Origin of the sequence: Plebeiibacterium sediminum, assembly GCF_026013605.1 — a bacterium.
GTDB lineage: Bacteria > Bacteroidota > Bacteroidia > Bacteroidales > Marinilabiliaceae > Saccharicrinis > Saccharicrinis sediminus.
On record NZ_JAPDPJ010000004.1, the window covers coordinates 120,626 to 145,599 of the forward strand.

Consider the following 24,974-nt stretch of genomic DNA (forward strand, 5'->3'; position numbering starts at 1 on the left):
ATGAGTCAAAAAACTTTTAGTAATCCAATTTTGAGTGGTTTTTATCCTGATCCTTCTATATGTAGGGTAGGAGATGATTACTACATGGTTACTTCTTCATTTGTTTACTATCCGGGATTACCAATTTTTCATAGTAAGGATTTGGTAAACTGGGAACAAATTGGACATGGTATTGAACGCACGAATCAACTGGATTATAAAAATTGTGAAACATCACTAGGATTATGGGCTCCCACAATTCGTTTTAATGAAGGGAAGTTTTATATCATAAATACTTTCGTTTCTGAAGGAAGAGAGGCAAGAAGGGATAATTTTATTATTACGGCAGATAATCCTGCGGGACCATGGAGTGATCCTGTTTTTATTGAAGGTGCTGATGGAATTGATCCTTCTATCTTTTTTGATGATGATGGAAAAGTTTGGTATGCAGGTAACTGTATCATTCCAAAAGAGGAAAGCGAATATGAAGGTCATCATGCGATCTATCTTTGTGAATTGGATCCGGAATCATTTCAAATTATCAGAGATATAAAATTGATTTGGAATGGTAACAGAACTACAAGTAAATGGATCGAGGCACCTCATATTTATAAAAAAGATGGCTATTACTATCTTATTGTAGCTGAGGGGGGAACTTTTACCAATCATAGTGTTATGATGGCCCGAAGTAAAACAATTGATGGTGATTACGAAATCTGTCCAAGAAATCCGGTAGTAACACATCGCCATGTATCATTAATGAATCCAATTTCTGTTGTGGGACATGCAGATATTGTTGAAACACAAAATGGCGAATGGTGGATGGTTTTATTAGGAGTGCGACCATACGAAGGCATTAATTATAATTTGGGTAGAGAAACATTTTTAGCACCTATTGTTTGGGATGAAGATGGTTGGATTAGATTAGATACTCCTTATGGTTTAATTCAAGAGGAGGAACGAAGACCAAATCTCGAAGAACATTCCTATCCTAAGTTAGATGCAAAAGACGATTTTGATGGTGAATTGAGTATGATTTGGAATACAGTTAAACCATATAAAAAAGAGTTTTTTAGTCTTACAGAGAGAGAGAGTCATTTAAGGATTTATCTTCAACCCGAAGTGATTCATGAAATATGTACACCTGCTTTTATTGGCAGAAGACAGCAACATAAAAACTTTGAAGCTATTGTTGCGATGGATTTTACACCGGATACAGAAAATGAGGAAGCAGGCATTGTATTGTTAAGTGATGATCGCTTTAATTATTCTATGGTAGTCGCTAAAAAAGCAGATCAAAGTGTGCTTCGTCTGTATCAAACAGAAAATTCAAAATATGAATTACTTGAAGAAATTTCTATTGAGAATAGCAGTAAAATATTGTTGGGAATAAAGGCTTTTGATACTTCTTATGATTTTTATTATGGGGATTCAGAGTCAGAGATGAATCTGTTTAAAAAAGGACTGAAAGCTTCATTATTAAGTTCTACTGTTAATGAAGGATTTACCGGTAGCTATATTGGAATGTATGCCAGTTCAAATAAACAGGAATCAAAGTCATTTGCTGATTTTGATTGGTTCAAATATGAAGCAAAATAGCAAAGCGAAATAGAAAAGATTCATATCGTTAGTAAATATGAATATTGGTTTTTGGATTAACACTGTGTACCGGAACAAATAGCATTGTTTGTTCCGGTACATGTTATCATTTAAACAACATAACAATGAAATGTTTAGTAAAAAGGGTATTGGTTCATAGATTGGTAATAGCTTATATGGCATTAATTGGTCTGCTTATCGGAAATATTAGTTGTAATAATACTTCTCATGATAAAAGTATAACTAATGCACCAACTAATTATATTACTCATTCTATTAGTCAAAATAGCTTCACATTATTAAACGAGCAGCAAGTAGCTCCAATAATAATATCGCAGGCCGATTATTCAGGTGTTAATAGAGTTGCAAAATTATTTCAGAAGGACATCTCTGAAGTTTCAGGAATAGAGCCAATGCTATTTTTAGATTCTCTTCCAGAGGTAGATGAAATTGTGATCGTTGGATCAATTGATAAAAATCCCTTTATTAAACAGTTAGCTGATCAAGGCAAAATCAACACAAAAGACATTATTGGGAAATGGGAGAATTCATTGATTGAAGTGGTTGATAATCCCTTCCCAAACATTAAAAAGGCATTGGTTATAACCGGAAGTGATAAACGAGGAATAATATACGCTATGTTTGATGTTTCTCGAAAAATTGGAGTTTCACCTTGGTATTGGTGGGCCGATGTTCCGGTAAAAAAACAAGAAAAAATATTCGTAAAGCAGGGCAGATATAATCTGGGCGAACCTAAAGTAAAATACAGGGGTATCTTTTTAAATGATGAGGCTCCTGCTTTAAGTGGCTGGTCAAAGGAAAAGTTTGGAGGATTTAACCATAAGTTTTATGAGAATGTGTTTGAGCTTATTCTTCGCTTAAAGGGGAATTATTTATGGCCAGCCATGTGGAGTAATGGTTTTTATGATGATGATCCAATGAATGGAGTATTAGCCAATGAATATGGCATTGTGATGGGAACATCGCATCATGAACCTTTGGGAAGAGCACATATTGAATGGCGAAGATATGGCTCAGGAGCTTGGGATTATACTGTAAATAAAGATACACTCGACAAGTTTTGGCAAGGTGGAATGGAACGCATGAACAACTGGGATAAAATTGTAACAATTGGAATGCGTGGTGATGGTGATGAGAGTATGAGTGAAGAAACCAATACCAAACTGTTAGAGCGAATAGTAGAAAATCAACGTGAGATTATAGAAGAAGTAACCGGTAAACCGGCCGAAGAAACACCTCAACTATGGGCTCTATATAAAGAAGTGCAGGAGTATTATGATGAGGGAATGAGGGTGCCTGATGATGTTACCTTACTTTTATGCGATGATAATTGGGGCAATGTAAGAAAATTACCTGATTTGGATGCACCAAAGCGAAAAGGTGGTTATGGCATGTATTATCATTTTGATTTTGTTGGAGGTCCTCGAAATTACAAATGGTTAAATACCAGTCCTATTCCCCGTATTTGGGAACAAATGAACTTATGTTATCAATACGGAGTGGATCAAATATGGATTGTGAATGTTGGTGATTTAAAACCAATGGAATTACCTATCTCATTCTTTTTAGATTATGCATGGAATCCGGAAAGTATTCCTTTGGAAAAGTTAGATCATTATACAAGTAATTGGGCACAAGAGCAATTTGGAGATCAATATGCAGATCAGATAGCAAATATATTGGATCTGTATACAAAATATAATGGTCGCCGTACTCCAGAATTACTTTATTCTGATACTTATAGTTTAACTAATTACCGCGAATTTGAAACGGTTACAAACGCATATAAGGATCTGGCAAAGGAATCTACAGATGTGTTTAATGAGTTGCCTGAGGAAATGAAAGATGCGTATTATCAGTTGGTTCACTTTCCGGTTTTAGCATGTTCAAATTTATACGAACTCTATTATACGCATGCTAAAAATTTGCAATATGCCACACAGGGAAGAGCACTCACAAACAATATGGCTGATAAAGTTAAAGAGCTATTTGATTATGATGCAGAATTAGCAGACTATTATCATACTAAAGTTTCTGATGGTAAATGGAATCATATCATGTCGCAAACACATATTGGTTACACTTACTGGCAACAACCTCCTTTTAATGTAATGCCTAAAACAGAGAAGATTGCATTGTCTGATAATTCATCATTGGGAGTGGTTGCAGAAGGTTCTGAATTATTTTGGCCACAGGATACTGTTGCTCTTAATCTACCCGAATTCGATGTTTTTAATGATCAGCATTTTTATGTGGAAATATTTAACAGAGGAAGTAAGAGCTTTAATTATAGTATAATAAATCAGGATGAATGGATTAAGGTATCTGAAACTAATGGCGTTATCAAAGATCAACAGAAAATTGAAGTAAGTATAGATTGGTCTAAATTAAAAGATGGCCGTCATTATTCAAAGTTATTGATACACTCAGAAGATAATGATGAGGTCACTGTTTTAGTAAATGCTTTAAAGCTGTCAGAAGATGATAAGCCTGTTGGTTTTATTGAAAGAAATGGATATGTGAGTATGGAAGCTAATAACTACGCTGCAAAATTGAATACTGAGGATATTGAATGGAAAGAAATACCCGGGTTGAGCAAAACAGATTCTGGAATGAGTAGCTTTCCGGTTACAGGATCAAAAGAGCACTCAAATGTATCAGATAATCCATATTTAGCTTACGATTTTTATTTATTACATGCACCCGAAAATGAAGTAGTAGAGGTTACTGTATTCTTATCACCCACATTAAATTTTGTTGGAGGAGAAGGTTTGAAGTTTGCCTTGTCTGTAGATGATCAAAAACCGGAAGTAGTTTATATGCATGAAGGAATGGAGATTCGGGATTGGACCTATCCCGATTGGTTTAATAGTGCTGTGAGTAATAAAATTATTACCAAACAGGTAAGGCTTAAATTGAATGGCCAGGGACAGCATACTTTAAAATATTTCATGATAAATGGAGGAGTAATACTCCAAAAAATTGTGGTGAATAATGGCGGTTTGAAAGTATCGTATTTAGGACCACCAGAATCAATTATCAAGAAGTAAAATATTTAAGGATAACGATGATTACATCAGATAAGATATCGGTCAAAGAGAAAATAGGCTATAGTTTGGGAGATTTGGCGGCAAACCTGATCTTTCAAACTATTGTAACCTTTTTGGCATTTTTTTATACTGACGTTTACAAAATTAACCCGGGAACTGCTTCTCGAATTATATTCGTTGGAGGTATGGTTGGTGCATTTTTTAACCCGGTAATGGGAATTATTGCTGATAGAACAAATACTAAATGGGGTAAATTCAGACCATGGATTCTTTGGACTGCTATTCCTCTGGGAATAATGTCAATTCTGGCATTTTCAACGCCCGATTTTAGTTTACAGGGTAAGCTGGCTTACGCATTTACTACCTATACGCTGTTAGTAATTGCCTATTCTGCTAATAATGTTCCGTATTCTGCTTTAAGTGGCGTTATTACTGGTGAAATGGTGCAACGAAACAGTGTTTTTTCATATCGGTTTTTGGCGGTAATGGTAGCGCAGTTTATTGTTCAGACTTTACTTTTACCACTAAGCTTAATTTTAGGTGATGGTGATAAAACACGAGGATTTGAAAATGCAATAGGAATTCTTGCTGTCATTGGAATTATGCTATTTGTGATATCTTTCTACGCTACAAAAGAACGCGTTGAAACAAATGCTGCTCAAAAATCCAGTGTTAAAATTGATTTTACTGATTTAGCCAATAATAAACCAGGAATCATCTTATTTATGGTCACTATTTTTGTTTTTATTACACTGACATTAAAGTCTGGTATGCATGTTTATTATTTTAAACATTACCTGAGTGAACCCCATTTAGCTAAGTTTTTAAATGATATAGGTTTCAATAGTTATGTTGAAGCGTTAAATGCCTTTTTTAAAAGTTTGGGATTAATTGGGTTTCAGTGGCCTGAAAATCCTTCAGAATCTGCGTTTGGACTCTTTAATGCGGAGGGAATTATTTTAATGATTATAGGTATTATTACATCTAAAAGTTTAGCAAATCAATATGGAAAAAGGATTGTATTTTCTGCAGGACTAATACTATCAGCTTTCACATTATCGGTGTTTGTATTTTATCAGCCAGATTCAATAGGCATGGTATTTTTTACTCAGATGTTACATGGATTTTCTTATGGGATTACCATTCCTCTACTCTGGTCAATGATAGCAGATGTGGTTGATTTCTCAGAATGGAAAAATTACAGAAGAGCCACAGCCTTTAATTTTTCAGTAATGATTTTTGGATTAAAAGTGGGATTGAGTATTGGAGGGGCTTTGGTTGCTGCCATTTTAGCCCGATATGGATATCAAGAACAGCTTGTTATGCAAAATGCTGAAACAATTGCAGGTATTAAAATGTCGGTTAGCGTTTATCCCGCCATCACTTTCATATTGGCCTTTATATGCTTGCTTTTTTACGAGATAGATAAAAACAAGGAATTAGTAATCGAAAAAGAATTAAAAGAACGACGAATTAAAACATCATAGCTATAATGAAAACAATCTATACAATCATTTACGTACTATTATCCTTACTTGCGTTGGGATGTGTAACAAAAGAACCTCAAGAAAAGTCATCATCAGGATTGAAAGATGTTTTTGAAGGAAAATTCTTAATTGGAACTGCTCTTGATACCCTTCAAATTAAAGGAGAGGATACTTTGGCAATTGAACTTGTAAAACAACATTTCAATGCCCTTGTTGCAGAAAATTGTATGAAAGCTGAACGCATCTTTTCAAAAGAATGGACTTATGATTTTCGTACGGCTGATCAGTTTGTTGATTTTGGAGTTAAAAACAACATGTTTATGCATGGACATACATTGGTTTGGCATTCACAGGTTCCTGATTGGTTTTTTACAGATGAGGAAGGAAATGAGGTAAGTAGAGAAGTGCTTATTGAACGAATGAAAGATCACATATTCGCATTGATAGGTCGTTACAAAGGACGCGTAACTGCGTGGGATGTTGTAAATGAAGCTTTTGAAAATGACGGAAGTTTAAGAGAAAGCAAATATTATAAAATTATTGGACCGGACTATTTTAAACTGGCTTTTGAGTTTGCACATGAAGCAGATCCTGATGCTAAACTTTATTATAATGATTATGCAATGACTATTCCTTCAAAGAGAGATGGTATAATTGCATTTATCAGGGAATTACAAAAAGATAGCGTCCCAATTCATGGGGTTGGTATGCAAGGTCATTATAGTTTAGATAATCCATCTATCGAACGCGTTGAACAGTCTATATTAAAGCTTTCAGAACTTAATATTCCGGTTATGATTACAGAGTTGGATATAACAGTATTACCATGGCCTGAAAAATCAATGACTGCAGATGTTGGTTTAAGTCATGAATTTAATAAAAAGTATGATCCGTATTCTGCTGGTTTACCTGATTCAGTTGATGTTATGTTGAATCAAAAATACTATGAGCTGTTTAAAATGTTTGAAAAACACAGTGACAAAATTGACAGAGTTACACTATGGGGTGTAAATGATACCCAGTCATGGCGAAATTACTGGCCTATTGAAACAAGAACAGATTATCCTTTATTATTTGATAGGGAATATAAAGCCAAACCGGTTGTAGAGAGATTAATTACAGAAAGTACAAGTATATAAAACACACAACGCATTTTAATGAGAGAGAAATGTTTAAAAGGTATCAAAAATTATAAATCAATTAATTAATATGAAAGAGCCAAGGTATTTAGTAGATCATTTATATACTGCAGATCCTGCAGTACATGTGTTTAATGGAAAACTTTACATCTATCCGTCCCATGATGTTGAATCCGGGATTCCTGAGAATGATAATGGAGATCATTTTGATATGCGAGATTATCATGTATTTTCAATGGATTCTATTGATGGAGAGGTAACAGATCATGGTGTAGCACTGGATGTAAAAGATATTCCATGGGCTGGGAGACAGCTATGGGATTGTGATGCTGCACACAAAGATGGTAAGTACTATGTATATTTCCCATTAAAAGATCAAACAGATATTTTTAGAATAGGTGTTGCCATTAGTGACAAACCAGAGGGGCCTTTTATTCCGCTGGAAGCACCAATGAAAGGTAGTTATTCGATAGATCCATGTGTATTTGAGGAAGATGGTAATTACTACATGTATTTTGGCGGTCTTTGGGGTGGTCAGTTGCAGCGCTATCGAAATAATAAAGCTCTTGAAGCTGGTGGCGTATTTCCTGCAGATGATGAGGATGCACTTTGTCCTAAAGTCGTTAAGATTTCTGATGATATGCTTGAATTTGCCGAAGAACCAAAAGACTTGGTTATTCTGGATGAAATTGGGAATCCTTTAAAATCAGGAGATAACGATCGTAGATTTTTTGAAGCATCCTGGATGCATAAGTATAATGGAAAGTATTATTTCTCCTACTCAACAGGTGATACCCACAAGTTGTGTTATGCTACAGGAGATAATCCTTATGGTCCGTTTACTTATCAAGGAGTGATATTAACTCCTGTTGTGGGTTGGACTACACACCATTCAATTTGTGAGTTTAAAGGAAAATGGTATTTATTTCATCATGATTGTGTGCCATCAAAGGGTAAAACATGGTTGAGAAGTTTAAAAGTGGTGGAATTGGAATATAATGCAGATGGATCGATAAAAACTATTGAAGGTACAGCTAAGTAATAGTTTCACAGTTAAAGAAATATTCAATGTGTAAATTGACTTATTTTATTTTTGTTGTTTTCCTGTTGAGTCCCGTATTTTTGCGGGCTCAACCTTCGGGAGGACCATATGGACCGGTTCAAAAGACCTATGAATTGCCTGAAGTTTCAGGAACGATATATTTTGTTTCACCTGAAGGTAATTCAAATGCTGATGGATTAAAACTAACCACACCGACAACAATTGAATCTGCTCTGGAAAAAGTTAATTCAGGAGATGCAATTGTAATGCGAGGAGGTACTTATCGTTCGGGAGACTTAAAATTTAATCAGGGCATCACAATTCAACCTTATAAAGACGAAACTCCAGTAATTAAAGGGACAAAAATTGCCTCGGAATGGGAGCATCTTGAAAATGGTTTATGGCGTACATCCTGGGATCTTTTATTTCCATCAGAACCTCAAAGTTGGTGGCGTCGCCATCGACATGGCACTTATATTCCTTTACATCGTTTTAACAATGATATGGTTTTTGTAGATGGTAAATTCCTTCAATCTGCAGGATGGGAGGGAGAAGTGAATGAGAATACTTATTATATCGATTACAAAAATCATCATGTTTATATCGGAATTGATCCAAAAAATAAGCAAGTTGAAATCACAGCTTTTTCAAGAGGATTAATTCGTACAACAGTGGATGTGCACGGTAAAAAGTCTGATAAAATTGGTCCTGTAGTTCGCGGAATTGAATTTTCACAATATCCGCATCGAATAATTGACGTGGAAGGTTATTATCCAGAAGGATTATCAAACGATTCGGATCATGGTAATGATGTTGTGGGTACAACTTTTGAAAATTGCACCATGTCATTCTGTGCCAGAATGGGAGTCAATATTATTGGAGACAATTTTGTATTTAGAAATTGTAAAATCTCTGATACCAGTACAGAAGGACTTTATGTGGTGAGTTCAGACGATATTCTGATAGAAAAAAATATTTTCACTCGTAATAATATTGAGATTTTAGATGGTTATTATCCTGCAGCAGTTAAAATATTTAATCAATGTTATAGAGCTGTATTCAGAGATAATCTTGTAATTGATCTGCCTGAATCAAATGGAGTATGGTATGATGTAGGTAATGTAGATGGTGTTTTTGTAAATAATTATTTGCAGGGTGTAGGTGCTCCACGAAAAGAATTTTCAACGAATAGTGTTTATCCCAGTCGTAACGCATTCTTCTTTGAAATATCAAAAGGAGCAATTTGTGCCGGTAATGTATTTAATAACTGTGATCATGGTTGCTTGATTTTAAACAGTAATAATGTTAAAGTCTTTAATAACACCTTTGTAAATAGTTTGCCAGTTTTTGGCAGAACTGCTCGAAGTGCACAAAATGATCATTTTGGATGGCATCCTAGTACTGGCCCTGATGTTGACGAACGAACAGGTCATCAGTTTGTGAATAATATCGTTGTTAATACAGAAAAATATCAGGGACCTTTACTATTTGTAGCTCAGCCAGAGGATTTGTGTAGTAAGCTTAAGGTTCCTTCTGTAGCCAGAATGTCAAATAATATTTGGGTAAACACTGTTTCTGATTCTCAGGATTATTATGTGGTTGATGAATCGTTTGTTAACAGTAAAGCTCCATATAAAACATTAAAAGATGTGAGCAATACATATCCTGAATTTGGCAAAGGAAGCATAGTATTAACGAATTATAAAGGTCCTTTATTCAAATGTATTGAGATAGGGGATTTTCATTTATCAACAAATTTTTTACCTGACGTAAAAGGGTCAAAATTACCGAAAGAAATTGATAGCGTTGTAAAGCTAAGTTCAGATAAAAAAACGATAAGAGTTGGTGCCTATTAGTGAGTGTTTTAAGAAACCATTTCATGGTCAAAATGCATAATTTACAATCTTTATCTTTACATAGATTCTAAAATCTACACACTTCTTTTAAAATAATAGAATGAGTACTGGAGATTTTCAGCTCCAGTACCCAATCTAAACTACCCAATTTTTATGGGAAATGTAATTGCATCGCAATAGTTAAACATTAATCTGTATCTATTCCCATTGAGCATCTACTTTGTTAATCATAGTAGTAGAACCTCCATTGTATTGAATTCCAAAGCCTGAAAAAGGAGTGTTGTCAATTGCTGTTTTGATATTGACTTCCGGAACAATTTCTGGATGTTTTGTATAAGCTGGGTATTTCTTAGTTGTAGAAACATGAGCTGTTAGTTGGTTTCCGTCAACTTTTAAATCAATTAAACAAGGAGATCGGAAGCAGCTTGTAGTTACAGCTTCGCTTATCTGTTTTACTTCATTATTTTCGTATTTCACAAAGTAGCAATCAACAGCATTGCCATATTTTGTGGTTCTTATAAATCGTAAACCATAACCCGACATGTTTTTATTGTCGAATTTGATAAGAATATCCATATATAATGGTGCCACGCTAAAACCTTGACCAGCCGTTTTAAACGGTGAAACAGTCATTTTTAGTTGCATATTGGTACAAGTATTTTTTGATGGAGTATAAAGCATTGTAGCACTTCTGCCTGTTTGAAGAAGTCCTGACATGTTTGCATTGCCTTCATAACCCTTACCATAATACCATGCGTTTTTAGTTGTATCGGCAGGAATTATTTGTCCATCCTTTATCGTTTCCAATGGTCTGAACGTCCAAAATCCGGGAATAATCTGAAATTGGTTTTTAACCGATACATTTTTAAAGTCTGTTGAATAAGACAGGTCATTCGAAACAATATTTTTACTTGAAACGGGCTTTCTTGTTATGACTTTTATGGCTTTCCCTGGTTCACATCTTAAATGTTTTGGAGCTACAGTAGCCATGATGTAATAACCAATATCTGCACTTGATAAATCGTATATCTTTAAAGGTTCTTTTAATCGTGAAACCATCACTTCTATGGGATGCCTACCTTCCTTATTATCGCATCTGTACCAGGTTATGATGGATTCATCCTCGTATTCCATATCAAGTGTATAGTCGATTGTGATAATACCTTTTGAAGGTTTAGATAGTTCTGGAAACTTAGTGAAATTAGGCGCTTCAAGTTTTAATGGCGAAACCATAACCACACTAGCAGCCTCTAAACCTAAATCATTTGTGGCATGTAGAATTACTTCTTCTATATTATCATTATTATTTGTAGCAATTACTTTACATGATAAAGTATTTGAAGAAGGGATTAATTTAACGATGGAGCTATCTTCAGAGGCTACAAACCAGGTTAATTTTGCATTCTCTATTGGGTAACTACCAAAACGGTTTACAATTGCACCTAAAGATATAGCTTCTCTATCCGTTTCAATTGTATTACGACTTGATGGAATCCGAATTTGTGTAGGCAAATCTGTATACTTTTTATGATGAAGTTTTTCAGCTTGCAATACTTTTTCTTTAATACCACAAGGATCCCAATCATCGTTTCCTTTTAATAGGTTATAAGTATTATAAATTACCGTATCTTCTAATTGAATTCTATAAGCATTCAATATAGGTAGGTTTGTTATATTGATAGTTGTGGCGGGATCATTTTCGCTTATGATTATTGGCTTCGAATTTAAAGAGACATTATACTGGTAGTTTTTCATCTCATGTGGAGGATTGTCTCTCCAACCTACATATTTAACATTGTCACCATTTATGCGTGTATCGATTACGGCTACTTGTCCATTGGCTTTGGTAAAATATTGGTTGCCATGTGTTACGGAGTTTATATCGCAATTTAAAAAGACAGAGCCAGTTTGTACGGTATTATAAAATGGTTTTGAACTAAAGAAATTAAAAGTACAATTTAAATATACGCCAGTTCCACAAAGTGCATCATCGGTGCATTCCATGTGGCATCGGTCAAAAAGAATTCGCTTAGCGCCAATAAAATTGCATAGATTTAACCGACTGATAAAATGAGTATTTCGTGCTACAATTTTATCTCCATTGCAATGAATCAATTGCGCCTGAACAATAGCGTCACCTCTCTTTTTGCGATTTAGTGCTGGATTTAAAGGAAAATTCAAGTCAACATTGCAGTAGTTTCCATAGGTGATGTTTTCTGAAGAAGTGCCATCGCCGGAAAACCTGAACATGGTAAAGTTTCCTGTAGCTCCCATTGTTTGACCTCGGTTACATGCTAATACTACATTTTCAGGATTGTTGGTTAGTCCAAAAAACCGGAGCCAATCACAATCTATTTTTAATCCGTATGGAACCGGATCATTTCCCTTTGTTCTTATTTCCGAATCATCAGGGTTATCAATCCAATAAACCCATGGAGCAATATATAAAACCATTGGCTCTTCTTCTGTTCCCTGTGTTAGGTCTTTAGCTGCCTTATTAATCGAATTATAAACAAATGGATGTTGGTTCACCTCTTCGTCGGAGAGTTGTCCGTCAATAAAAAAGGCTTTTGGTCCTAACGTAATTTCGGAACCTTGATAAATAATACTTTTCCCTTTAAACTGAATTGGATTGGAATCATCGAGAGATTTATATTGAAGACGATTTTGTCCAAAACAATACGATGATATTATAATTTGAAAGATTAGAAGTAGTGTTTTTTTCATTTATAGTTGGAATTTTAAAGTAAGGGCGATAAAGTTATAACCATTTTATGTAGTTCGTAATTAAGAATTAATCTTTTTTAATGTTATTATTAGTAATATGTTAGCAGAGCTTTTATTTTTACTTTTTAATAAACATAGTCCGTCTTATGAATAAATCAATATTTCAAACATTTTTACTCTTCTTTCTTTTGGTATTTAGTACCATATTGAAAGCAGAAAATTATCCTCATAGAAGTGATGTTCTGTGGATAACTAATCCCAATCATTCCGATTGGATATATAAAACCAATGAAAAAGCAAAAGTATCCGTATCTCTCTATCATTATGGAATTTTGCTGGATACCTTAACTGTAAAATATAGTGTTGCACCAGAATTGATGGAAGAGGTTCAATCCGGAGTTGCTCATATTAAAAATGGTATAGTAACCATTGATGTGGGAACTCTTAAATATCCGGGCTTTCTGGATTTGAGTTTAAAGGTACAATTAGGAGGAGAGGAATTTAAGCATCATATTAAAGTAGGATTCGATCCTGACAAACTAACTGCCTATACAAAATATCCATCTGATTTTGATTCATTTTGGAAGGCTGCAAAGGAAAAGGCTGATCAGTGTCCTATGGTGGTTGAAAAAACCTTTATTCCTGAATATTCCAGTGATAAAGTGAATTGCTATCTGGTTAAAATACAGGCTTATGAAAAATCAAGCTGTGTATATGGATATTTAACTATGCCTAATAAAAAAGGTAAATTTCCGGTTGTTTTTTCTCCTCCCGGAGCTGGCATCAAACCAATGAATCCTTTAAAAGATATTTTTTATGCTGAAAGTGGTTTTATTCGTTTCGATATGGAGATTCATGGAATCAGACCTAATTTAGATAAACAAACGTACGACGAGATTAGCAGAGCCTTTGGGAACAAGAATAATAGCTATTTAGTAAATGGTTTGGATAATAAGGATAATTACTACATGAAGAAGGTTTATCTTTCATGTCTTAGGGTTATTGATTATCTGACAACATTACCTGAGTGGGATGGAAAAAATATTATAGCTCAAGGAGGAAGTCAGGGTGGAGCACTGGCTCTAATAACTACAGCTCTTGATTCCAGAATTACGGCCTGTGCTGCCAATCATCCAGCTTTAAGTGATATGGCCAGATATAAAATGGGCAGAGCTGGTGGATATCCTCATTTATTTACAAAGTTTGAAGGTATGGATACGCCTGAAAAGTTAAATACATTGCAGTATTACGATGTGGTAAATTTTGCCAGAAACATCAATGTTCCGGTATTTATGACATGGGGATTTAATGACAATACTTGCCCTCCAACAACAAGTTATATTGTTTATAATACCTTAAATACACAAAAAGAAGCGTTAATAATGCCAGTAACAGAACACTGGATTTCATTAACCACTCGCCATTCTATTTTAGATTGGATTAGAACTCAATTAAAGTAATCGTTAAGCTCATTTTTATCATGATAAATTCTATACCGAAATCAATATTTATCTATTTTTTGTTTTTTGCTACAATTGTGTGTGCGCAAACAAAAGCACCTGCTTATCCAGTCGACTCAAGCTATACAGTAAGCAATCAATTGCGAAAGTATCAAAAACATTATCCATACCTTATCCCGGCTAAAGATCAGGATTTTAAAGGTGTTGTGGGAGAAAGTGATGTCATTTATACCTCGCTAAAAAATACTAAATACGGGAAACGGGATTTGCATTTAGATATTTTTCGTCCGGAAAAAGAAGGAAAGTTTCCAGCCATTATTCTGGTTCATGGTGGAGGATGGAGAGCCGGGAACAAACAATTATTGGTGCCAATGGCTCAAATGATTGCCAAGCAGGGTTTTGTGGCTGTTTCCGTTGAATATCAACTGGGCCTCGAAGCTCCTTATCCGGCGGCTGTTCATAATATTAAGTCGGCCATAAGATGGATGCGTGCCAATGCAGAAAAATATAATATTGATGCTGACAAGATAGTTATTTCAGGAACTTCGGCTGGAGGTCATTTAGCATCTTTAGTTGGATTAACAAATGGACTTGAAAAGTTTGAAGGAACGATGGGGAACTCTGATTCAAGTAGTGAAATTCAGGCAATTATAGATATAGATGGTGTATTGAATTTTATGGCACCTATATCCTTAAATAAAGAAAGGGCAGATGATAGTCCGGATGTGCAGTGGATCGGGGGCCAGTTTAAAGATGTTCCGGAACTATGGAAAGAAGTTTCTCCAATTTATTGGGCCAATGAAAATAGTGTGCCCATGCTTTTTATAAATAGTGGATACCCAAGGTTTCATGCCGGACAGGATGAGCTTATTGGCATGTTCAATGAATGGGGAATTTATAATGATGTGGTAAAATTTAAAGTACGCATGCACACTTTCTGGCTATTTCATCCTTTTATAGATGAAACAGTGGATTATATGGTTGATTTTATGAATAAAGTATTGTGATATTAATGATGAAGAATATAATGTTTAAATATTTAGTTGGAGTTTTACTGTTGATGGTTTTTAACTGTCAGATGGTTTATAGTATTGAAAAAATTATTGTAGCTAAAGATGGGACTGGAAATTATTCCACGATTCAGGATGCCATTAATTCATGTAAAAAGAATCAAACAGAAGATCAAATCATTTTTATAAAAGATGGTGTTTATGTAGAAAAACTTGTTTTAGATTCGGCATATACTCACCTACATTTTATTGGAGAAAGCAAAGATAAAACTGTCATCAGCTATGGCGATCATGTTGGTATGGAAGGAATAACTACCGCTAATAGCTATACTTTTATTATTAAGGCTAATTATACGAAAATAGAGAATTTAACTATTGAAAATTCTGCAGGAGATGTAGGTCAGGCCTTAGCTATCTATTTAGATGGGGATTGCTGTTCTTTCTGGAATTGTAAGTTATTAGGCAATCAGGATACTGTCTATAATGGAGGAAAATCTACCAGACAGTATTTTTATAAGTGTTACATTGAAGGAACTACTGATTTTATTTTTGGATCTGCGGCTGCTGTATTTCATAAATGTGTGGTACATAGTAAAAAGAATTCTTATATCACTGCGGCCAATACTCCTCAGGGAAACTCTTTTGGATTGGTTTTTATTAAATGTAAGCTGACCTCCGATGATAAAACCAATAAAGTAAATCTGGGCCGTCCATGGAGGGATTATGCGCAAACAGTATTTATACGATGTAAAATGGGTAGCCATATACTACCTGAAGGATGGCATAACTGGTCAAAGCCCAATAGAGAGAAAACAGCATTTTATGCTGAATATAAAAATTATGGACCTGGAGCTATTAATAAGGATAGGGTGAAATGGTCACATCAATTAACAAAAGAAGGGGCCAATAGTTATACTTTATCAAATATATTTAGAGGTAAAACTGACTGGATTATAAGATAGTATCTGTTACATATCCATCACTTAAAATATGAATGCTCCTCAAAAATAATCAGGAGCATTTTTTGTTTTTAAAACTTAGATCAGGGATCAGTGTGGATTATTTATCGCACTTGTTATTAACTTCAACTGCAGTTTCAATTAAATGACTAAAAGTATCATAGTCAAAAGGAGCCTCCAGGAGTCTGTAGGCCTTTTTTGTTGTTGAGCAATAACTGCTGTTATCCTTGGTTTTTAGTATAAACAAATGAGCCAAAGCCGTTATTATTGGTCTCGAAACAACCCATACAACAGATTTATGATTGTTTTCCTGGGGTTCAGTGTTATATTTTTTTGAAAGTCTACCTAGATCACTAATTTTAAAATTAGGTCTGCTTTTTTCATCAATAATAATGACGAGATAATGAATCTTAGAATAATTTGGATCTAACTTATATTCATTGTTCAATTTATCGAGTTCCTCCAGATATAGAAATTCTGACTGTAATTTAACAACAGCAAAATTATACTCAGGGTACATTCTATAAAAGTTACTTTTCATTCTTTTGTTTCAAATATTCTAATTCTGGGGGAGTACAAATATAGAGATAATTTTTGATTCGGAAATAAGGTAATCAAATACCAAAAAGATTAAATAATGGTGTATTCCTGGGTTTGATTTGATACTAAATAGTTATATGGTAATATCAAAAACAAAACAAATATTTGATAAAATTAAATAAAATTAACAATACACAAAGTATCTCTATTTAATATACATTAAATCAAGGGTTAAGGGAACTTTTATTGATAAAAATACCATAGAGAATGGTACGTATACCCTCCTTTTTTGGGAAAATTTAACCCGCTGATGGGAATGCAGACCATCCTTTTTGAGACGTTAAATAAAGGTTAAAATAGGCTGCTGTACTACTTTTGACGCAGAGAAATATCAGAATGCAAACATTTGTTAATTATTTGTCGATTCCTTAACAGTGATTAACGCAAAAAGTTAATAAATGTTGTCTGTAAAGTTTGGTTCAATTATCAATAATTAATAAATCAATTATGTGTCAAATTAAGTTAGGGAAAGAATTACTATTAATTTCAGTAGCAGTTTTGTTATTGTTTACGCAATGTACTTCTACTGCAAATAAGAAAACGGCTAAAGATGATATTTCAGCTGTAGGACTTAAAATGGCTGTTAAAATGGCTGATTCTGAAATGACATTTTTCCCAAATGTAACCTATGTTGATTTTAATGTAAAACCAAAGTGGAATTATACACCAGGTTTAATTTCTTATGCAATGGTTGAACTAAGTGAAGTAACAAAGGATAAAAAATACTTTGATTATGCAAAAGGTTACGCTGATGAATTTATTAATGAAGATGGTGATATTAAAGGATATAAAAGATCTGATTTTAATATTGATAAAATAAACTCGGGTAAATTTTTATTTGACTTATATGCTGCTACTAAAGATGAAAAATATAAAAAAGCCATTTATGTTTTAAGAGATCAGTTAAAGGATCATCCTAGAACAACAGAAGGTGGTTTTTGGCATAAAAAACGATATTTAAACCAAATGTGGTTAGATGGATTGTATATGGGAGCTCCATTTTATGCTGAGTTTTGTAAAGTTTTTAATGAACCGGAATCATTCAGCGATGTCATTAACCAATTTAAAACAGTTCATAAACATACTTACGATTCAATCACTGGATTAAATTATCACGGGTGGGATGAAAGTAAAGAGCAAAGATGGGCTAATCCTGAAACCGGATGTTCACCCCATTTTTGGGGAAGAGCCGAAGGCTGGTATGCTATGGCTTTGGTTGATGTATTGGATTTTGTGCCTGCAAACTATCCAGAACGCGATGTATTAATTACAATTTTAAATGAGGTTGCAGCAGCAATTAAAAAATATCAGGATCAGGAAAGTGGAGTTTGGTACCAGGTATTGGATCAAGGGAATAGAGAAGGCAATTATTTAGAAGCTTCTGCATCAAGTATGTTTGTGTATACTTTATTAAAAGCAGTACGAAATGGATATATCGATAAAAGCTATAAGGATTTAGCTGTAAAAGGATATGAAGGAATTCTAAAATCTTTTGTAAGAGAAAATGAAGATGGTACAATTAGTTTAACAAAAATTTGTGCTGTAGCAGGTCTTGGAGGAAATCCATACAGAGAAGGAACGTATGAATACTATATAGGTGAGCCAGTACGGGATAATGACCCAAAAGGAGTTGGTCCGTTTATTTTGGCTAGCATTGAATTGACTAAGTAAAGGTATTTTATATGAACAAGTGTTTGACTATAGTATTCATGCTTACATGTTTTCTGGGATTAAATGCAGAAAAGAACAATGATAAGGTTCTTGCATTTCCCGGAGCAGAAGGTGCTGGGAAGTATACCACAGGAGGAAGAGGAGGAGTGATTTATACGGTTACTAATCTGAATGATGATGGTCCCGGAAGTTTAAGAGATGGAATTCAAAAACATGGAGCCAGAATAATAGTATTTGCAGTTGATGGTTATATAGATCTTGAATCACAATTAGTGATTAATAATAATGATATTACAATAGCTGGAGAAAGTGCTCCTGGTGCTGGAATCTGTTTAAGAGGAGAAGGGCTTAGAATTAATGCCGACAATATTATAATCAGGTACTTGAGAGTACGTCCTGGTGATTTACACAAAAAAGAATTAGATGCATTTACCAGTAAGTACCATAAAAATATTATTATCGATCACTGCAGTTTTAGTTGGGCTACCGATGAAGTTTGTTCCGTGTATGATAATGAAAATGTGACCATCCAATGGTGTTTAATTAGTGAAAGTTTAAATAAAAGTTATCATTCAAAAGGAGAACACGGATACGGAGGAATCTGGGGGGGGATGAAAACATCATTTCTACATAATCTGTTGGCACATCATAAAAGCCGAAATCCAAGATTACAAGGATGTAGATATACTTCAACTCCGGAAACAGAGAACGCAGAGATTGTCAATAATGTCATCTATAATTGGAAATCAAAATGTATTTATGCCGGAGAACAGGGCACCTACAATATCATTAATAACTACATCAAACCAGGTCCTGCTACCTCTAAATCAGCAGCAAAAAGAATTATAGAACCATACTCCCCTTATGGAAATTTTGTACTTGAAGGGAATGTATTAGAAGGTTATGAAGCAATAACAAAAAATAACCTCGAAGGTGTTCAGATGGAAGAAGATTCAATTCCTTTCTACTTTAAAAAGAAATCTTCATCTATTTCATGTTATAGGCCAGAATCCGCAACTAAAGCATATAAAAATGTATTAACATCAGTAGGGGCAAGCAAATATAGAGACGCCGCTGATGCCAGAGTAATTAAAGAGGTTGAAACAGGAACAGCGCATTCTGAATTCAAAGGAATAATTAATTCACCTTCTGATGTACAAGGCTGGCCTGAATTAAAAACAGCTCAGTGTCCTGAAGATTCAGATAAAGATGGAATACCTGATGAATGGGAAATAGAAAATAAATTGAACCCTAAGGATTCTTCTGATTCCTCTACTTATCAATTAGATAAACATTATACAAACATAGAAGTCTATTTACACAGTTTACTTTAATTTAATTTAATATGAATAAAAATCGATTAAAAATTAGCCGTTTGTTTATGCTAAGTTTTCTTATGCTGCTGATGTGTGGTATAAGTGGTTTTGCTCAAACGCTTACAGGAAAGGTGACAGATTCATCAAAAGAACCATTGCCAGGTGTAACAATTATGCTTAAAGGTGCTGGTGCAGTAGGAACAATTACAGACATTGATGGAGTTTACAATTTACAAATAAATGATCCTGGTACTGATGTAATTATTGCATCATTTATTGGTATGGAAACTCAGGAGATTCAGGTAAATGGCAGAACAAAAATTGATATCGTAATGGTAGACGCAACTACTCAATTAGATGAAGTTGTTGCTGTTGGTTACGGTACAGTTAAAAAACGAGATATTACAGGATCTGTATCATCTGTTAAAGGTGCTGCGTTAGAAGCAATTCCAGTTGCCTCTGCTGCAGAAGCTATGGCTGGACAGATGGCAGGTATTCAAATTACTACAACAGAGGGATCTCCTGATGCAGATGTAAATATTCGTATTCGTGGAGGTGGTTCTATTACTCAGGATAACTCCCCAATGTATATTGTTGATGGTTTCCCAGTGAGTTCTATTTCAGATATCCCGGCTTCAGAAATTCAGTCTATTGATGTTTTGAAAGATGCTTCTTCTACAGCTATTTATGGTGCTCGTGGTGCTAATGGTGTAGTAATTATCACAACAAAAAGTGGTAAAGAAGGTAAGGTTTCTGTAAGCTATAATGCATATACTGGTATAAAGAAAATTGCTAAAAAATTAGATCAAATTAGTGTTCAAGATTATGTGGATTGGCAATATGAATTAACCAATCTTGTAGATGGTCCTGATAAACTTGATAAATATGAAGACTATTTTGGAAATTATGAAGATCGTGATCTTTATGCAGGAGTAAAGGGAAATGATTGGATGGATCAGGTGTATGGACGTTTAGGAAGAACATTTAGCCATGACTTAAGTGTTAGAGGAGGATCTGAAAAATTTGCATATAACTTTAGTTATGCAGGATTAAATACTAAAGAAATTATGTTAGGTTCAGGTTTTAGTCGTACTAACCTTGCATTAAAACTAGATCATAAACCTAATGATAAAATTAAGCTTTCGTACTCTGTTCGCTACTCTGATACAAAAATTGAAGGAGGAGGTGCAATTGAACAAGCTAGTTCAACACCAACAGATGCGCGTGTTAAAAACTGTATGCTGTATTCTCCAATTCCTTTAAATGGTATTGAGGATTATGATGATGAAGAGTTTTCTAGTTCAATGATACCACCATTAACATCTGTGGCAGATAATGATCAGACTCAATTCAGAAAAACACTAAATATGGCAGGAAGTTTTTCTTGGGAAGTTTATAAAGGATTAACATTCAAAACAGAGTTAGGTCTGCAAACTTACAGATATGACAGAGACCGTTTTAGAGGAAGTTCTACTTATTGGGTACAAAATTACCCAAGTGCTGACGATCAAGGATTACCTGCTTCAGAGATGACAGGAAGAGATAGAAGAACGATTAGGAATACAAATACTTTAAATTATGACTTTAGTGATCTTATTTCTAATGATGATCATTCTCTTAAGTTATTATTAGGTGAGGAAGTGATAAATACCAGTTCAGAGGAACAGGTGGATATTCTTACAGGTTTCCCATCTTCTTTTGACTCAAAAGATGTTGTTAACCTTGCATCACAGGGACATCCAATGAGTGTGAATAATAAAGTTAGTGCAGAAGATAAACTGGTTTCATTTTTTGGACGTGTTAATTACGATTTTAAAGGTAAGTATTTGTTATCAGCAACCTATCGTGCAGATGGTTCAAGTAAGTTTGCAAGAGGTAATCGTTGGGGACAATTCCCATCAGCAGCTGTGGCTTGGAGAATCTTGGAAGAGGGTTTTATGAGTGGGTTAACTACCACATTTAGTAACTTAAAACTAAGATTAAGTTATGGTACTGCAGGAAATAATAACATTCCTTCTGGTCAATTAGTACAAAACTTTGCATCAAACTCAACTACATATATTAATAATGTAAGTTCATACTGGTCTGTGTCTAATCAAATGGCAAATCCAGATCTAAAGTGGGAAACAACAGTAACCAGAAACCTAGGGTTGGATTATGGATTATTCAACAATAAATTAAGTGGATCTGTTGAAGTATATTATAATACTACTACAGACTTATTAATCAATTTCCCTGTTGCCGGTACAGGTTATGATACACAATACCGAAATATGGGTGAAACTGAAAATAGAGGTTTGGAATTCTCTGTTAATTGGGTAGCAATTGATAAACCTAAATATGGTCTTTCAGTTGGATTTAACATCTCAATGAACCGTAATGAAATTACTTCTTTAGGAATAATGAATGACTTTGGTAGTGCATCATCTTGGGCATCAACTCAAATTGGTGATGATTACTGGATTTCAAAAGGAGGTTCTGTAGGTGAAATTAAAGGATATGTTTCAGGTGGTAGATATGAGGTTTCAGATTTTGAAGGATATGATGCAGCATCAGAAGAGTGGATTTTAAAACCAGGTGTGGTTGATGCTAATGAAGTAATTGGAAAACTTCGTCCTGGTTCTATGAAAATCCAAAATACAAATGATGATGATGTAATTGATGCAAGTGATATGAAAATCATTGGTAATGTTAACCCACTGGGAACAGGAGGTTTTAATATTGCAGGACGTGCCTATGGTTTCGATCTTTCAGCTGTGTTTAGTTATAGTTATGGTAACGATGTGTATAATGCTAATAAAATTGAATACACAACAAGTACTAATAATTATAGGTACAGAAATATGATTACTGAAATGGAAAAAGGAAAGAGATGGACTAATATTGATGATAATGGTCAATTGGTTAATGATCCAGCTCAGTTAGAAGCTATGAATGCTAATACTACAATGTGGTCTCCATATATGCAAAGAATGGTGTTGACTGATTGGGCAATAGAAGATGCATCATTTCTACGTTTAAATACACTTACTTTAGGTTATACTGTTCCTAAGGCAATTACAAATAAAGTGCACATTAATAATGTGAGATTATATGCAACTTGTAGTAACGTATTTGTAATAACCAATTATAGTGGTTTTGATCCTGAGGTTTCAACACGTAGAAGTACACCGTTAACTCCTGGAGTGGATTATTCTCCTTATCCAAAAAGTCGTCAGTTTATTTTTGGTTTAAATCTTAATTTTTAATTGAAGAATTGTGTTGATTATGAAAAAAATAACATATTTATTAACAGTATTGTTAGCATTGATGATCACATCTTGTGATGAACATCTTGATGCTCCATCACCATCTGATGTGGATGAAGCTTCTATCTTCTCTATATATGAGTTGGCAAAGGGAGCAATCGATGGAATTAAAGAGCCTATCGGGCAAACTAACTCTTATCGTGGTCGTTTTTTAACACACTACGGATCTAATACAGATATTGAATGGGTTAATGCAGATGCTACTTCTACAGGTGGAAGAAATGACTTATCAAGGTACGTTAATAGCCCTGAAAATTCAGATATGAACCGTGACAATGTGTATTGGGCAAAGGTTTATGGTGGTATTGAACGTGCAAATGTGTGTATCCGAGGATTAAGAACTTACGGAAACCCTGCTCCAGGAACAGAAATGGGCCAATTATTAGGTGAAGCACTAACATTAAGAGCCTTTTATTATGCTGACTTATTGAAAGCTCATGGAGATATCGTAGAAAGATTTGAGCCTATTACTACTGAAACAATCTACTTACCTAAAAGCAATCGTGATGTGATCTATAAACAAATAATTGCAGATTTAGGGGAAGCTGAGGATTTAGTGGCATGGCCAGGTGAAACAAGTGCGACTAAAACTACTGAGGATATCAATAAAGCATTTGTAAAAGGATTAAGAGCTCGTTTGTGTTTAATGGCTGCAGGTTATGGCCAAAGAGCTGATGGAATCAGAAGAAGTAATGATCCTGATTTAGCAGTTAGTGTATTATATCCACTTGCATTACAAGAATGTTTAGATGTAATTGCTCAAGAAGGTTCTTCTGTTAATCTTGAGGATGATTTTGAAACGCTTTGGAGAAAAAATTGTGAAGAAAATATTACTGCAGGTGGAGAATCATTATGGGAAATTCCTTTTTCAGAAGGTCGTGGTAGACATTTATTTACATATGCTGTAAGACATCAGCATAAAGATCAATATACAGGACAGCCAAGAGGAGGATCTTTTGGTCCGTTACCAACTGTATTTTATGATTATGATACTAAAGATATGCGTAGAGATGTTACATGTGTGCCTTACAGATGGTCTAATGACGAACAAGCTTATCAGGAAATTCCAGGTGTTGAGACATGGTATTTTGGTAAATGGCGATATGAATGGATGACACGCTTTGTAACATCAACCAATGATGATGGAGTGAATAAAATTTATATGCGTTATGCAGAGATTTTATTAATGGCAGCAGAAATCGAAAATGAATTATACGGACCAACAGAAGCTGCTCCTTATCTGAAAAAAATAAGAAGAAGAGCATTTGATGAGTCAGATTGGTCAACAAAAGTTGATGCTTATGTTGATGCATTAACAACCAAAGAAGCAATGTTTGATGCAATTGTTGACGAACATGGATTTGAGTTCTGTGGTGAAATGGAAAGAAAGCAAGCTTTAATCCGTTGGAATTTATTAAAAACAAAAATGGATGAGTCAATAGCTAATATGAAAGCATTAGCTGCAGGTGAAGCTCCATATAGTAACGTTTTACATACTATCTACTATAAGTTGATGGATGATGGTGAAACTTTAGATATTTACGGATTAAACAGAGGTGATAGCGATGCAAATGCTCCTGCCGGATACACATCAACAGAATGGATAAGTGAAGAGAAACTTGATCTGCTTAAAATTGAATCATTATATGAAAACAATCCTGATGAAAATCAATTTTGGCCAGTTTGGCAAGTGTTTATCAACAATAGTAATGGTCAGTTAGTTCCAGGTTTTGTTGAATAGTTAAGTTTA

The 24,974-nt window shown here is 34.4% G+C and carries 15 protein-coding genes; 13 read left to right on the forward strand and 2 right to left on the reverse strand.

What is annotated here, in order from left to right:
• The 6 genes from OM075_RS03825 to OM075_RS03850 all read left to right on the forward strand — a co-directional run bounded on the left by OM075_RS03825 (position 1) and on the right by OM075_RS03850 (position 10,173).
• Positions 1-1,578 carry a glycoside hydrolase family 43 protein gene (locus OM075_RS03825; RefSeq protein WP_301189148.1) on the forward strand — a complete coding sequence of 526 codons (1,578 nt, stop codon included), beginning with the start codon at positions 1-3 and terminating at the stop codon, positions 1,576-1,578.
• A 125-nt stretch (positions 1,579-1,703) separates the two neighbouring features.
• A complete protein-coding gene (locus OM075_RS03830; protein WP_301189149.1) occupies positions 1,704-4,649 on the forward strand; it encodes a glycosyl hydrolase 115 family protein in 2,946 nt (981 codons plus the stop codon).
• A 17-nt stretch (positions 4,650-4,666) separates the two neighbouring features.
• A complete protein-coding gene (locus OM075_RS03835; protein WP_301189150.1) occupies positions 4,667-6,136 on the forward strand; it encodes an MFS transporter in 1,470 nt (489 codons plus the stop codon).
• A gap of 5 nt (positions 6,137-6,141) precedes the next feature.
• The gene (locus OM075_RS03840) at positions 6,142-7,275 is read left to right on the forward strand and encodes an endo-1,4-beta-xylanase (RefSeq protein ID WP_301189151.1); all 1,134 of its coding nucleotides are present in this window, start codon (positions 6,142-6,144) and stop codon (positions 7,273-7,275) included.
• A gap of 70 nt (positions 7,276-7,345) precedes the next feature.
• Positions 7,346-8,317: a glycoside hydrolase family 43 protein gene (locus OM075_RS03845; protein WP_301189152.1), complete on the forward strand. Its 972-nt coding sequence runs from the start codon at positions 7,346-7,348 to the stop codon at positions 8,315-8,317.
• Positions 8,318-8,343: 26 nt separating this feature from the next.
• Positions 8,344-10,173, forward strand: coding sequence for a right-handed parallel beta-helix repeat-containing protein (locus OM075_RS03850; protein ID WP_301189153.1), 1,830 nt, complete (start codon positions 8,344-8,346; stop codon positions 10,171-10,173).
• Between the two features lie 198 nt (positions 10,174-10,371).
• On the opposite strand, the gene OM075_RS03855 is transcribed toward OM075_RS03850, so the two are convergent.
• Positions 10,372-12,900: a hypothetical protein gene (locus tag OM075_RS03855; protein WP_301189154.1), complete on the reverse strand. Its 2,529-nt coding sequence runs from the start codon at positions 12,898-12,900 to the stop codon at positions 10,372-10,374.
• Positions 12,901-13,046: 146 nt separating this feature from the next.
• Between OM075_RS03855 and OM075_RS03860 the strand changes: the two genes are divergently transcribed.
• The 3 genes from OM075_RS03860 to OM075_RS03870 are packed head-to-tail and all read left to right on the forward strand — an operon-like array spanning position 13,047 to position 16,332.
• Positions 13,047-14,360 carry an acetylxylan esterase gene (locus tag OM075_RS03860; protein ID WP_301189155.1) on the forward strand — a complete coding sequence of 438 codons (1,314 nt, stop codon included), beginning with the start codon at positions 13,047-13,049 and terminating at the stop codon, positions 14,358-14,360.
• Positions 14,361-14,380: 20 nt separating this feature from the next.
• Entirely contained in the window at positions 14,381-15,367 is a 987-nt protein-coding gene (locus tag OM075_RS03865; protein WP_301189156.1) for an alpha/beta hydrolase, read from the forward strand.
• A gap of 5 nt (positions 15,368-15,372) precedes the next feature.
• Positions 15,373-16,332 (forward strand): pectinesterase family protein, encoded by a 960-nt coding sequence (locus OM075_RS03870; RefSeq protein WP_301189157.1) that lies wholly within the window; start codon positions 15,373-15,375, stop codon positions 16,330-16,332.
• A gap of 97 nt (positions 16,333-16,429) precedes the next feature.
• Here the strand turns inward: OM075_RS03870 and OM075_RS03875 are convergent, their stop codons facing one another.
• Positions 16,430-16,870, reverse strand: coding sequence for a hypothetical protein (locus OM075_RS03875; RefSeq protein WP_301189158.1), 441 nt, complete (start codon positions 16,868-16,870; stop codon positions 16,430-16,432).
• A gap of 506 nt (positions 16,871-17,376) precedes the next feature.
• Between OM075_RS03875 and OM075_RS03880 the strand changes: the two genes are divergently transcribed.
• From OM075_RS03880 to OM075_RS03895, 4 genes are read left to right on the forward strand one after another with little or no spacing between them, the layout of a single operon-like run.
• Positions 17,377-18,600 (forward strand): glycoside hydrolase family 88/105 protein, encoded by a 1,224-nt coding sequence (locus OM075_RS03880; RefSeq protein ID WP_301189159.1) that lies wholly within the window; start codon positions 17,377-17,379, stop codon positions 18,598-18,600.
• 38 nt (positions 18,601-18,638) lie between these two features.
• Positions 18,639-19,934 (forward strand): pectate lyase family protein, encoded by a 1,296-nt coding sequence (locus OM075_RS03885; protein WP_301189160.1) that lies wholly within the window; start codon positions 18,639-18,641, stop codon positions 19,932-19,934.
• An 11-nt stretch (positions 19,935-19,945) separates the two neighbouring features.
• Entirely contained in the window at positions 19,946-23,164 is a 3,219-nt protein-coding gene (locus tag OM075_RS03890) for a SusC/RagA family TonB-linked outer membrane protein (RefSeq protein WP_301189161.1), read from the forward strand.
• Positions 23,165-23,183: 19 nt separating this feature from the next.
• Positions 23,184-24,965: a RagB/SusD family nutrient uptake outer membrane protein gene (locus OM075_RS03895; protein ID WP_301189162.1), complete on the forward strand. Its 1,782-nt coding sequence runs from the start codon at positions 23,184-23,186 to the stop codon at positions 24,963-24,965.
• The last annotated feature ends 9 nt before the right edge of the window (positions 24,966-24,974 follow it).

What these genes read in the sequence shown, in the direction of transcription:
- OM075_RS03825 (WP_301189148.1), top strand. Translation starts at nt 1, where the DNA reads ATGAGTCAAAAAACTTTTAGTAATCCAATTTTGAGTGGTTTTTATCCT.
- OM075_RS03830 (WP_301189149.1), top strand. Translation starts at nt 1,704, where the DNA reads ATGAAATGTTTAGTAAAAAGGGTATTGGTTCATAGATTGGTAATAGCT.
- OM075_RS03835 (WP_301189150.1), top strand. Translation starts at nt 4,667, where the DNA reads ATGATTACATCAGATAAGATATCGGTCAAAGAGAAAATAGGCTATAGT.
- OM075_RS03840 (WP_301189151.1), top strand. Translation starts at nt 6,142, where the DNA reads ATGAAAACAATCTATACAATCATTTACGTACTATTATCCTTACTTGCG.
- OM075_RS03845 (WP_301189152.1), top strand. Translation starts at nt 7,346, where the DNA reads ATGAAAGAGCCAAGGTATTTAGTAGATCATTTATATACTGCAGATCCT.
- OM075_RS03850 (WP_301189153.1), top strand. Translation starts at nt 8,344, where the DNA reads ATGTGTAAATTGACTTATTTTATTTTTGTTGTTTTCCTGTTGAGTCCC.
- OM075_RS03855 (WP_301189154.1), bottom strand. Translation starts at nt 12,900, where the DNA reads ATGAAAAAAACACTACTTCTAATCTTTCAAATTATAATATCATCGTAT.
- OM075_RS03860 (WP_301189155.1), top strand. Translation starts at nt 13,047, where the DNA reads ATGAATAAATCAATATTTCAAACATTTTTACTCTTCTTTCTTTTGGTA.
- OM075_RS03865 (WP_301189156.1), top strand. Translation starts at nt 14,381, where the DNA reads ATGATAAATTCTATACCGAAATCAATATTTATCTATTTTTTGTTTTTT.
- OM075_RS03870 (WP_301189157.1), top strand. Translation starts at nt 15,373, where the DNA reads ATGATGAAGAATATAATGTTTAAATATTTAGTTGGAGTTTTACTGTTG.
- OM075_RS03875 (WP_301189158.1), bottom strand. Translation starts at nt 16,870, where the DNA reads ATGAAAAGTAACTTTTATAGAATGTACCCTGAGTATAATTTTGCTGTT.
- OM075_RS03880 (WP_301189159.1), top strand. Translation starts at nt 17,377, where the DNA reads ATGTGTCAAATTAAGTTAGGGAAAGAATTACTATTAATTTCAGTAGCA.
- OM075_RS03885 (WP_301189160.1), top strand. Translation starts at nt 18,639, where the DNA reads ATGCTTACATGTTTTCTGGGATTAAATGCAGAAAAGAACAATGATAAG.
- OM075_RS03890 (WP_301189161.1), top strand. Translation starts at nt 19,946, where the DNA reads ATGAATAAAAATCGATTAAAAATTAGCCGTTTGTTTATGCTAAGTTTT.
- OM075_RS03895 (WP_301189162.1), top strand. Translation starts at nt 23,184, where the DNA reads ATGAAAAAAATAACATATTTATTAACAGTATTGTTAGCATTGATGATC.